Raw genomic sequence first — 12,462 nt, forward strand, 5'->3', positions numbered from 1 at the left:
CTAATTGGAGCAAAAATTCAAAAAAATCTTATTTAAATTTAAATTGAGGGATGAAAAAAATATCTAATAGATGTTTTCCCTGCAGAAATCAGCTTTGAAAAATAGTATAAATTTAAAAAAATGAGATCTTATACGATGAGAATATTTTCGCTAATCTTTTTACTCAGCCTTAGCTGCAGCTACGGTTTTTCTCAGGAGAGAAACATCGAAAGCAGCGTGCTGGCAAAAAATATATTTGCGCAGTTAAAACTCAAACAAGGCGATGTTAATGAAGAACTTTATGTAGAAAAGGTTTTGCCTAACATGAAATCGCAAACGGTAATGGTTATACCGAAATATCGAAAAAATGAACCAGATGGCTATGGAAATTATTATTTAGAATTAGATGCCTACATTATCATTACTGATAATACAAATGGCAAAATACTTTATAAATACTACGAAGAAAATGCCTGGACATCTGATGCAAGTAGGCTCAGCAGCATTACGATAAACACAGGACTTTTTAATTTGAACAGCGAAACCCGTGCTTTTGGAATCAATGTGAGTTATCAGGGAAGTAGTCAGCCAAACCCAAACCACCACACAGATTTATCGTTATTCGTTAAAAGCAATCAGTCGCTAAAAAAGGTTTTGAGCAATTATACTACCGAAACTTTCGGAGGCGAATGGGACATGAAGTGTGTGGGCGAATTTGAACAGGTGAGTTCAACAATTATAGTCGATAAGAAGCGCAAAACCAAAAACTTTAATGATCTGATTATTAAGGACAAAATAACAAAAACCATAAACACTCCTGTGAACGATGATTGCATAGAAAAAGAAACCGTAAGCAGCAAAACATTGAGGCTAAAATTTAACGGTACCGAATATAAATAGACTCACGAAATCTGCCTAAAATTTGAATCATTCATTTATGGGAAATCATAATGCGCTTTTATACTTTTTAATCAGGCTGTTAATTTTTCTATTCATTTCCATCCTGATTTATTGTTGTGCCTATTATTTCCTGCCAAAGATTATTCAAAATGATCAATTTTCTTTTGTCGCAGAGCTGGATATGGCTATCCGATTAATGCTTGGTTTTTCCATTCTATATAGTGGAATAATCTTTTGGGAATATCAAAATTTTAGAAAAAAGCAGCTCACCAAACTTAAAAATGCGGCTTTAACGATTTTTTGTATTTGTTTAATCATGATGTTTGCCGCAGCATTTTTAATAATCAGGTTGTAAGTCAAAGCGATCTTTTTAAAGTTGAGGCACAGCTACCTAAATTTGGAATCGAAAAGTTTGATGATTCACCCATCTATCGTAACAATAAAAAATAGCCGCTACTTGTAACTTTCTAATTCAGGGCGTTACCAAATTCTCTAAATTAATAGCTGTTAATATTGTACAGTATCAAAGATTCCTTCAAATTTCACCCAACACCTTAAGACCTCCTTTTGAGCAGACTACTGTTTTTTCAAAAAAGATATATAAATAACTGAAATACAATATATTAAATTTTAAATTAGCTTATTTAAGATAGATATTTTGCTGGATTTTCGACTTCTATTTTTGTTTTGGCACAACCATTGTAATCTGGCTGTTACATTTTAACTAACCGATTTGTTGACTACCTCAGCAAATTCCTAATGAAAAACAACAAAATGAAAAAGACAGTTCAAATTTTCAGCATGCTTTTAATAGCACTAACAGTGATGGTATCGTGTAAAAAAGATACAGATCCCGCAGATCGTGATCTTTTTGTAGGTACCTACAGAGGAACAGTTTCTTACAATCAGGGTGCCACTCAAATCACGAGCACAGATGGTAAAGTAACGGTAACTAAAGTTAATGACACTTATAGTTTCTTTTTTGGAAACAACATTCCTGATATTACAGGTGTTAAATTTCAGGAAAGCGGAAACACTTACGTTAGTGTAGGTACCGGTTTAATCGGTATTACAATTGATGCGAGTACTTTAAAAATTGGCGTATCGAACTCCAATGGCACTTGGACCGCAAATTGCACCAGGTAATTTAAAAACAAAAAATCCCGACATCGATCGGGATTTTCTGTTATAATTCGTTTTCTTCCTCATCATCTTCTTCAGGCACATACGTTTCAATCGCCTGTCCAATCGCATTCACCTCCTCATCTTCTTCAAAAATCGGAAGTTCAGTTTTGTAATCCATTTTTAACCAAATGGATGAAGTATCTTTTTGTATCTGGATATATTCTTTACCATCTTTAAAAATGGTATACTGATCATTTCCTTCTGGAAAAACCGAATAATTTACTGGTCCAATTTCTATATCAAATGGTTCTTGCATGCTTGTTTTTCTTGGTAAAGATAGGGCTTTCACCGCAACCAAATTAAAATTTTAAATTATTTTGAAATGATTGGCAGCATACCTTGGCGGCTTTCCGTCCCACTTTTCACTACAATCTTTTTTATTGCTGTTATGCTCACTTTGCAGTTATTGCCAAGTGGAACAACGTAGCAACATTTTAGGTAAGTGCTGTAAAAAAGGATTTTCGTTGCAATTGGGTTTAGGTGGCTAAAATAGTTCTTCTATTGGCGCCAGCTAAACCCGACCGAAGTGGAAAGCCCGCAAACCGAGGTACGAGGTGCGGACTTGTAACGGGGGCGGGACCAGCCTTAACCAAAAGACCATAAGCTTTGCTTTTCTAAATAAAATTTTAACACATTGTTCAACATTTCATTAACTAAAAAATTACGCCATCTTGTTTAAAAATCGCATCATTTGTACTACTTTACGCCAAACAATTTACCGATAGATTAGAAGATGAAGTTAACGTTTTGGGGTGCAGCGCAACAGGTAACAGGAAGTATGCACCTGCTCGAAGTTGGGCATTATAAAATACTGATAGATTGTGGTTTGGATTATGAAAAGGAAACTTATCAGGAAGAAAATCAACAATTTCCTTTCGATCCGGCTGATATTAACCTGGTTATTTTAACACATGCACATATCGACCATTCGGGCAATTTACCAACGCTTGTACGCCTTGGATTCGATGGGCAAGTGCTCTGTACAGCACCAACTGCCGATTTAACTTCTATTTTATTATTCGATTCTGTTGAACTTTTCTTGAGAAAACAAAGCCGCAAACCCCGTACAAAACGTGGCAATTTCAGCGGACCGAAACCCTTGTACCTGCATAAGCATGTAATGGATACCATCGATCGTTTTGTAACGATCGCTTTCAACAAGCCCTTCAAAATTAATGGCGATATTAGCTTAACCTTTATTCCGGTTGGGCATTTATTGGGTGCCGCAGCGGCTGTTTTGACCATTAACGATAATGGAGAGGAAAAGAAAATAGCTTTTTCAGGAGATATCGGCCGGGAGCATTACCCCGTGCTGGTAAAACCAGAACCCATACCCGAAGTAGATTATTTAGTTTGCGAAGCCACTTACGGTGGTCGTTACCATACAAAAGATCAAACTTTAGAAGAACGCCTGGTTCAGGAAATTACCGAAGCTTGCATTAAAACACCAGGGCGATTGATTATTCCGGCCTTTAGTATTGGCAGAACACAGTCGTTGGTTTTTGCATTAAATCAGATTTTTACCAAAAAACTCTTGCCTCCAGTTCAAATATTTGTTGATAGCCCAATGGCGATACAAGCCACTGATGTGTATCGAAAACACCATAATCTGGTTAATCAGGAAGCGAAAGATTTCTATAAAACCATGGGCGATGAGTTTGAATTTGAGCATTTGGCTTATGTGCAAACCATGAAAGAAAGTAAGGATGTTTCCAACTATTTCGATCCTTGTATCATCATATCTTCAGCCGGAATGTTAGAAGGCGGGCGTATTCAGGATCACCTTTACTACAATATTCAAAATTACTATTGTACCATTTTATTTATTGGTTACTGCGCCAAAGGAACGTTAGGCTACAAGCTGTTAAGTGGTGCGCCAATTGTTCGCATTAAAGACCGCGAAATGATGGTTTATGCCACCATTCGACAAACCGATTTATTAAGTGGCCATGGCGATCACGATGATTTGGTTCGAACGGTAAAGCAAACTGGCCAACCAAAAAAAGTTTTTCTCGTTCATGGAGAGGATAAAAGTTTAAAAAGTTTAACCGCAGCCTTGCAGGAAGACGGGTTTAATGTGGTAGCGCCAGAAAGAGGAGAGGTTTTCGAGATTTAGTTAGTTCAACGGTTCACTTGTGTTTTCGTGAGTCGCTTTTTTTACCCTCTCACTTGTCCATCGCCCCGAACCACCCATTTGTAACTGGTTAATTCTTCCAAACCCATAGGGCCACGGGCGTGAAGTTTTTGAGTGCTGATACCAATTTCTGCGCCCAAACCAAACTGTGCACCATCGGTAAATCCTGTTGATGCATTGGCATAAACCGCAGCGGCATCAACCTCGTTTAAAAACCGCGTGATATTTTCGGCATCCTCAGAAATGATGGCTTCACTGTGCTTAGAACTGTACTCGGCAATGTGATTTAACGCAGCATCGAGATCTTCAACTACTTTCACCGCCATTTTTAACGATAGAAATTCTGTTCCGTAATGTTCGTCAGTTGCTTGGTTTAGAAGTGATGTTGGATAAGATGATTTTAAAATTTCGTAACTTTTTTCATCTGCAAAGAGTTCAACTTTTCCCTCTGCCAAAGGCGACAAAAGTTGCGCTGCATCATGTAAACGTTTTTCATTAATTAATACGCAATCTAGCGAATTACAAACACTTACTCGTCTGGTTTTGGCATTGAATATAATCGCTTTACCTTTTTCCAGATCACCCGTCTCATCAAAATAAGTATGCACGATTCCCGCTCCAGTTTCAATTACCGGGATCTTGCTATTTTCCCGAACGTAGTTGATTAATGACTGGCTTCCGCGTGGAATTAATACATCAACAAAACCCCTGGCGTTCAACAAAGCTTCGGTGGCGGCTCGTTCTGCTGGTAATAAAGTCAATACGTTTGCGTCGATATCATATTTATTCAAAACCTCGTGAATAACTTTTGTAATGGCCAGATTAGAAAATTCGGCATCGCTTCCGCCTTTTAAAACCGCTACATTGCCTGTTTTGAAACAAAGTGAAAATACATCAGCAGTAACATTTGGCCTTGCTTCGTAAATTACACCCACCACGCCAAGTGGAACACGCACTTTTTGAATTTGAAGTTTATTTTCTAAAATTTTATCAGAAAGGATTTCTCCCAACGGACTGGTTAAACTGACCACATTCTTAATATCACCTGCAATATCAGCGATGCGCTGAGCAGTTAATTTTAATCGATCATACTTCGGATCTTCGATGGGCATTTTACCAAGATCCTTTTCATTCTCAGCCAAAATTTCCTCGGTATGCAAAACCAAAGCATCAGCTAATTCTGCCAGCACTTGATTAATGGTTTCTTTGCTCAAGCTAATCATGCTGCGACTTGCCTGTTTTGCCTTTTCGAAGTATGTTGAGTAGTTCATTTTTTTAGTATCAGGTAGTGAGACTTACTTATCGTAAATTAGCAGTGTGCTTTAAGATTGCTTCGTACCTCGGAATGACGATAGTATAAAAACTTCCTCATGACCTTGGTCTTTCTGCTTTAATCTATCAGCCTAAATCGCTGAATAAAAATAATCATAATGTACCAGGGCCTTTTGTTTTTTTTGCCCGATTCTTTCTTTTGCTTTGTCCGAACCATATTCAGCAATACCCAAACCTATTAGATGATTGCTTTCATCAATAATTTTAATGATATCGCCTTTTAAAAAATCAGATTGTATTTCGATGATACCAACAGGCAGTAAGCTTGTTGCTTTACCTGATGTTAATACATTTTTTGCTCCATCGTTTAGCTTTACAATTCCTGTTGCGGAAGTTTCGGAGTGGGCAATCCACTTCTTTTTACCTGATTTAATTTTTTCAGGAACGAAACGTGTATGAATTATATCTTTATTTAGTAGCGAAATCAACACATTGTCTGTTGTTCCGTTTGCAATGTGAACCGTAATACCGAGTTTTGCCACTTTTTGCGCCATCGTGGATTTGGTGACCATCCCGCCACGGCCAAAGGATGATTTGCCTGTTTGAATAAAGGAAGCCAGGTTGTTAACAGAACCTGTAATTTCTTCAATTACGGCAGAACCCTCAATTTTTGGGTCGCCATTGTAAATGCCATTTACGTTCGATAAAATAATCAATGCATCTGCATTGAGCATGGAGGCAATTAATCCGGCCAGTTCATCATTATCGGTAAACATCAATTCAGTTACCGAAACCACATCGTTCTCGTTTACCACCGGAATTACCTCATTTTGCAACAAAATATGCATGCAGTTTTTCATGTTCAGGTAATGTGCCCGGTCGCGAAAATCTTCTTTGGTTACCAGAACCTGTGCGCATTTAATTTGGTGTGGCTCGAAAAAATTAGAATAGGTATTGATCAGTTTAACCTGTCCAATTGCTGCTAAAAGTTGTCGCGTAGTTACTGCATCCTGTTTTTCTGAAACTTTAATCAGGCTTCTGCCTGAGGCTACGGCACCAGAAGAAACTAAAATAACTTCCATACCTTGCTTTTTAATTTCAGCCAACTGATCAACTAAATGCTGAATGCGAGATTCATCAGGCAAGCCATTTGCCTGCGTAATGACGTTTGACCCAACTTTGACAACTATTTTTTTGTACCCCAGCTTCATTATGATGTAACAATTTTATAGCGGCAATTTAACATCATTTTTTATAATTAGAATAATTTGCCAAGGGCATTATAAATTTTTACGAATATGGTAATGTAACCCTGGCTATAGCATCCCTCACGTTGTTCTTAAACCCGACAGCAGCGAAAATACTTTTTCTCAAACACATTAGGTTTCAGAAACCTAATGTGTTGAAAAAGATTGAAGCGAATGGCGGGACTGAAATTCGCCATGGAAAACAGACCCCTCATTTTCAAATATATGACGTAAAATTTCATAAATTGCGTTACCTCAAACAAACCACCATGAAACGTTTTTTACCCAGCCTGCTTTTACTCTCTGCGGTAACAGCTTGCAATAATCCTGAAAAGAAAGAAATGGAACCTATAAAATGGCCAGATGCAAAAGCACCTGTGGCGGAGCGTATTCCGCATAAAAGAATAATTCACGGCGACACCGTTGTGGATAATTATTACTGGATGATTGATTACTTTAAAAAGGGGCCAGACAGTACAAAAGTTGTGGATTATTTAAAGGCCGAAAATGCCTACCTGGATACCATGATGAAGGGAACGGAAACGTTTCAGGCAGATTTGTTTAAGGAAATGAAAGGCCGCATTAAGGAAAAAGATGAATCTGTGCCTGTTTTTAAAAATGGTTATTTCTATTACTCCCGTACTGAAGATGGACAACAATACTATAAATACTGTCGCAAAAAAGGAAGCTTAAGTGCTAAAGAAGAGGTTTTATTGGATGTTGATGCATTGGCGAAAGGGCATTCTTACTACAGCGCTACAGGCTTCAGTATTAGTCCTGATAATAAACTTTTAGCTTTTGGGGTGGATAAAGTTTCCCGCAGGCAGTATACCATTCAGATTAAAAACCTGGAAACCGGCGAAATTTACAAAGATGCAATCACCAATACCGAAGGCGGAGTGGCCTGGGCTAATGACAATAAAACTTTGTTCTATACGTCAAAGAACCCGGTGACTTTGTTGAGTGAGAAGATAAAAAAACATGTACTCGGAACGGATGCTAAAGCTGACGTAATTGTTTACGATGAAAAAGATAATACCAATTATATTGGTGTTGGCAAATCAAAGAATGGTCGATACATTTTAATTTCATCGGCAGGTACCTTAACCAATGAATTTAGAATGATTGATGCTGATCATCCGGAATCGGCTTTCAAAATTTTTACGCCTCGATCTAAAGATGTTTTGTATGATGTTTTGCCTGTGGATGATAAATTCTATATCGTAACCAACTGGAACGCAAAAAATTTCCGCTTAATGGAATGTGCTTTAGATAAAACGGAAAAAGAGAATTGGAAAGAAGTGATTCCAAATCGCAAAGATGTTTTGTTGGAATATGGCGATGAATTTAAAGACTATTTGGTTTTATCTGAACGCAAAAATGGCTTAACCCAGCTTCGTGTTTTAAAGAAAGATGGAAGTGATTATTACATCAAATTTGATGAACCTGTTTATGCTGCGGGCATTGGTTCCAATCCTGAATACACCGGCAAAACCCTTCGTTACAATTATACTTCATTAACTACACCTAATTCTGTTTATGACTATGACTTGCTGAAAAAAGATAAAAAATTAATGAAGCAACAGGAAGTTGTAGGTGGTTATGACCCTAAAGATTATGTGACAGAACGTTTATTTGCCACTGCAAAAGACGGAACGAAAGTACCGATTGCGATCGTTTACAAAAAAGGCTTTGTCAAAAATGGAAAAGCACCCTTACTGCTTTATGCCTACGGCTCATACAGTTCCAGTACTGAAGCATCCTTTTCATCCCAGCGCTTAAGTTTGCTTAATCGTGGTTTTGCCTTTGCCATTACGAATATTCGTGGCGGACAAGAGATGGGCAGACAGTGGTATGAGGATGGAAAGCTGATGAAAAAGAAAAATACTTTTACTGATTTTATTGCTGCCGGAGAATATCTGGTTGAGAAGAATTATACCTCTAAAGCACACTTATATGCCAATGGAGGAAGTGCAGGCGGCTTATTGATGGGCGCAATTGTAAATATGGCGCCAGATTTATGGCATGGTGTAATTGCTGATGTTCCTTTTGTAGATGTGGTGAACACCATGCTTGATGAAAGCATTCCGCTCACCACCAATGAATTTGATGAATGGGGAAATCCGAAGAAAAAAGATGCTTACGATTACATGAAAAGTTATTCTCCTTATGAAAATGTAGAGAAAAAAGCTTACCCAAATATGTTGGTAACCACAGGTTTGCATGATAGTCAGGTACAATATTTCGAACCTGCAAAATGGGTGGCAAAACTCCGGGCCACAAAAACCGACAATAACGTTTTGCTATTAAAAACGAATATGGATTTTGGTCATGGTGGTGCTTCAGGTCGTTTTGATTATTTGAAAGACGTTGCCTTGAGATGGGCATTTTTATTCACGCTGGAAGGAATTAAGAAATAATATTCCTGTAAGGTGAGCTTATCGAAATCAGTTTTCGATAGGCTTAATTATAAATTTCAACCTTAAATTACTTAAATCAAATTAATGAATACCAAACTTAAAACCATACAAATGATTCACCTGGCACTGTGCTCAGCTGTTTTTCTTTTTGCATTAATTACCCTTTTCCTTAACCGGGAGATTATGTTTTTTGATGCGAATCCATCTACTACAGCGCCTTTTAATCCAATTTTTCCTATTATGGGTTTAATCACCATTTCAGCAAGTATTTTCTTTTTCAAAAATTTGATTTCGAAGATTGATAAAACAGCATCTTTCGATACAAAAATGAATCTTTATCAAAGTGCGTTCATCATTAGCTCTGCATTATTGGAAGGCGGTGCGCTGTTTAACCTGGTTGGATTTTTCATTACACACAATGCCTTCTTCCTGATATTTGCTGCGGCAAATTTTATCTTCTTAATCCTGAACCGCCCCACTAAAGATAAATTGATTTCATCTTTACAATTGCAATACCCTGATACGGAGGCTTTGTAAGCAATTAGCCGTATCTTTGCCCGTCAATGGAATACAATGTTCATACTTTACCGAACGGCATACGTTTATTGCATGTGCCCTCGGCTTCAACCATATCTCATGCCTGCATCATCATCAATACCGGTTCTCGTGATGAGCCAGAAGGAAAAGCAGGTTTAGCGCACTTTATCGAGCATTTGATTTTTAAACGCACCGAAAAGCGAAGCACCAATCAAATTTTAAACAGGCTGGAAAGCGTAGGCGCTGATTTGAATGCTTATACCACCAAAGAATATACCTGCGTTCATGCCTCCTTTTTAAATCCATATTTAGACAGAACGCTGGATCTTTTTAATGACATTATTTTCCATTCTACTTTTCCTGAAGAGGAAATGGACAAGGAAAAAAGTGTGATATTGGATGAAATTGCATCTTACCTCGATCAACCAGAAGAAGCCATTAATGATGACTTTGAGGATATGCTCTTTGCAGGAAATGCGTTAGGAAATAACATTTTAGGCACTACGGAAAGCGTTAGTAATTTTACCCGGGAGGATGTGCTTAATTTCCGCAGGGCAAATTATCGTACCAATGAAATTGTGATTGCCGTTTTAGGAAATTACAGCTTGAAAAATGTGGTAACAAAGGGCACCAAATACTTTGCTGATGTGAAAGAAAACACTCCTTCGCAAAACCGGATTAAGCCTGCCAATTTAAATCCTAAAACCACTACCATTTACAAGCCTATTATGCAGGCACACTGTATTTTAGGCACACAAACTTATTCCACTCATCATCAAAACAAAGCGGGGCTAATGTTGCTGAATAATTATTTTGGTGGCAATGGAATGAGTTCTGTTCTGAATCTTCAAATCAGGGAAAAATACGGAATTGCTTACACCATCGAATCCAACTTTTCGCCCTTAAGCGATACCGGAATTTTTTCAATTTATTTTGGAACCGATCAGGAAAAATATGTGAAAGCGCTTTCCTTAATCTTTAAGGAGATGAAAAGACTTAAAGATAATCCACTAAACGAGTTGCAATTGCAAAAAGCGAAAAACAAATTTATTGGTCAGATTGCTTTGAGTGAGGAAAACAGAATTGGATTGATCATTTCAATGGCAAAGAGTTTGATTGATCACGGCAAAATCGATTCTCTTGAACAGGTTTTCGAAAAAACTAATAAGGTTACGACGAAGGAGATCGCTCAAATTGCCGACGAAGTATTGGCGCCAGAACAACTGAATATTTTTACTTTCAGTCCAATACTGGAATAATTGCTATTTTTGCACCATTAAGTTTTTAGTCTGTCACCCTGGATTGATCGCAGAACATACAGGAGGAAGAAGCCCTCGAAGGGCTAAGATTAATAAATTGTTGAAATTAATATCCTCAGATTAATCATCTGAAAAATTTTTATATAATGAAATTACCCATAGTAGCTTACGGAGATCCTGTTTTAAAAAAGGTAGGCACCGATATTGATAAAGACTATCCTGAATTAAAAGAACTGATTGCAAACATGTTCGATACCATGTACTATGCAAATGGCGTTGGCTTGGCTGCGCCACAAATTGGCTTGCCTATTCGTTTGTTTATTGTTGATACTGGCGAAGAAGAGGATGGAACACCGGGTTACAAAAGGGTATTCATCAATGCACAAATTATAGAGGAAACTGGTGAGCCCTGGAGTTTTAATGAAGGCTGTTTAAGTATTCCTGACATCCGCGAAAATATTATGCGTAAGCCAAACATTAAAGTAAATTTCTTTGATGAAAACTGGGTAGAGCATACTGAAGATGTTGATGGTTTACCGGCCCGGGTCATTCAACATGAATATGACCACATTGAAGGAAAACTATTTACTGACAAAGTAAGTATTTTGCGTAAAACGATGCTTAAAAGTAAGCTTGATGCAATTTCAAAAGGAAATATTAAAACCGATTATAAGATGAGGTTTCCGAATAAAAGCAAAAAAAGATAGGTTCTTGATAAAAGACCTAAAAGGGAAAATGGAAACGTTTTCCCTTTTTTTATATCTATCTAATTGGTAAAATTAAAATTATATCATACACCACCGCTCGGTTTTAACCTTTTCTTGGTGTAATTTGGATTAGGGCGTACGTAATGACGGATTAATTCAAATGAATAGAAAAGTACAGACTTAATTTTCGTTTCTTTTCTTATCTCCGTCGAAGATTTGCTGCATCAGCTTGCCCCAGGCAAAAGGATTGAGCAACGGATTAGTTTGAACCATATTCTTATTAATCATACGGTCGAAGTTGTAGCGATAATTCTGGCTGGAAATCTCCTGACCATCGCGAGGCAATGTTTGGATTAACCCATTAATTGATGATCTGGAAAGGTTTTTCTTGGCGATAGCCATATCATCATCTGCCAGTTTCATTGATAAAAATTCACGTGTAAATTCTTCGGTGGTTGCCCACGGAAAAACCCGAACCGACGGCAAATCAATTACATTCGCTTTCAACTTCACCATAATCGTGTATTTACTATCGGGAGTACTTTCAGGAATTACGGTAGAGAACTTTTTGTAACCAATAGCTGTAAAAAGAATCGTGTCGCCCGGATTTACAATGAAAGTAAAATAACCTCGGTAATCTGCGGCCACGCGTTTAGCATTGGCAGAGAGGTTGGTGATGGTAACATAAGGAATTACATTTGTGCTGTCGATATCGGTAATAATCCCAGAAAACTGAATAAGTTTTTCTTGCGCCGGCCTCTGTTGTGAAAAAGCAGCGGTAGAAAAAAGAAGACAAATCAGGGCAATACAATATCTCATTAA

At 37.6% G+C, this 12,462-nt stretch carries 10 protein-coding genes and 1 pseudogene; 7 read left to right on the top strand and 4 right to left on the bottom strand.

What is annotated here, in order from left to right; genetic code table 11:
- Positions 1 to 120: 120 nt before the first annotated feature.
- Together EA772_RS05700 and EA772_RS05705 are read left to right on the top strand one after the other, a co-directional pair.
- Positions 121 to 879 (top strand): hypothetical protein, encoded by a 759-nt coding sequence (locus tag EA772_RS05700; protein WP_246834052.1) that lies wholly within the window; start codon positions 121 to 123, stop codon positions 877 to 879.
- A gap of 774 nt (positions 880 to 1,653) precedes the next feature.
- On the top strand, positions 1,654 to 2,025 hold the full coding sequence (locus EA772_RS05705; protein ID WP_010600032.1) for a hypothetical protein: 372 nt from the start codon (positions 1,654 to 1,656) through the stop codon (positions 2,023 to 2,025).
- A 40-nt stretch (positions 2,026 to 2,065) separates the two neighbouring features.
- On the opposite strand, the gene EA772_RS05710 is transcribed toward EA772_RS05705, so the two are convergent.
- Positions 2,066 to 2,320, bottom strand: coding sequence for a hypothetical protein (locus tag EA772_RS05710; protein ID WP_124911771.1), 255 nt, complete (start codon positions 2,318 to 2,320; stop codon positions 2,066 to 2,068).
- Between the two features lie 477 nt (positions 2,321 to 2,797).
- Here EA772_RS05710 and EA772_RS05715 point away from each other — a divergent pair, with 477 nt between their 5' ends.
- Complete coding sequence (locus EA772_RS05715) at positions 2,798 to 4,180, top strand: MBL fold metallo-hydrolase (RefSeq protein WP_124911773.1); 1,383 nt, start codon at positions 2,798 to 2,800, stop codon at positions 4,178 to 4,180.
- Between the two features lie 41 nt (positions 4,181 to 4,221).
- Here EA772_RS05715 and EA772_RS05720 read toward each other — a convergent pair.
- Positions 4,222 to 5,475: pseudogene (locus EA772_RS05720) on the bottom strand (glutamate-5-semialdehyde dehydrogenase); the annotation flags it as partial.
- A 126-nt stretch (positions 5,476 to 5,601) separates the two neighbouring features.
- Positions 5,602 to 6,681: a glutamate 5-kinase gene (gene proB / locus EA772_RS05725; protein ID WP_124911777.1), complete on the bottom strand. Its 1,080-nt coding sequence runs from the start codon at positions 6,679 to 6,681 to the stop codon at positions 5,602 to 5,604.
- A gap of 305 nt (positions 6,682 to 6,986) precedes the next feature.
- Between proB and EA772_RS05730 the strand changes: the two genes are divergently transcribed.
- From EA772_RS05730 to def, 4 genes are all read left to right on the top strand, one after another.
- Complete coding sequence (locus EA772_RS05730; protein WP_124911779.1) at positions 6,987 to 9,137, top strand: S9 family peptidase; 2,151 nt, start codon at positions 6,987 to 6,989, stop codon at positions 9,135 to 9,137.
- An 84-nt stretch (positions 9,138 to 9,221) separates the two neighbouring features.
- Positions 9,222 to 9,674 carry a hypothetical protein gene (locus EA772_RS05735; protein WP_124911781.1) on the top strand — a complete coding sequence of 151 codons (453 nt, stop codon included), beginning with the start codon at positions 9,222 to 9,224 and terminating at the stop codon, positions 9,672 to 9,674.
- A gap of 26 nt (positions 9,675 to 9,700) precedes the next feature.
- On the top strand, positions 9,701 to 10,933 hold the full coding sequence (locus EA772_RS05740; RefSeq protein WP_124911783.1) for a pitrilysin family protein: 1,233 nt from the start codon (positions 9,701 to 9,703) through the stop codon (positions 10,931 to 10,933).
- Between the two features lie 146 nt (positions 10,934 to 11,079).
- Positions 11,080 to 11,640, top strand: coding sequence for a peptide deformylase (def, locus tag EA772_RS05745; protein WP_124911785.1), 561 nt, complete (start codon positions 11,080 to 11,082; stop codon positions 11,638 to 11,640).
- A 180-nt stretch (positions 11,641 to 11,820) separates the two neighbouring features.
- On the opposite strand, the gene EA772_RS05750 is transcribed toward def, so the two are convergent.
- Positions 11,821 to 12,459 carry a hypothetical protein gene (locus tag EA772_RS05750; protein ID WP_010600024.1) on the bottom strand — a complete coding sequence of 213 codons (639 nt, stop codon included), beginning with the start codon at positions 12,457 to 12,459 and terminating at the stop codon, positions 11,821 to 11,823.
- Between the last annotated feature and the right edge of the window lie 3 nt (positions 12,460 to 12,462).

This window comes from Pedobacter sp. G11, assembly GCF_003860265.1.
Lineage (GTDB): Bacteria > Bacteroidota > Bacteroidia > Sphingobacteriales > Sphingobacteriaceae > Pedobacter > Pedobacter agri.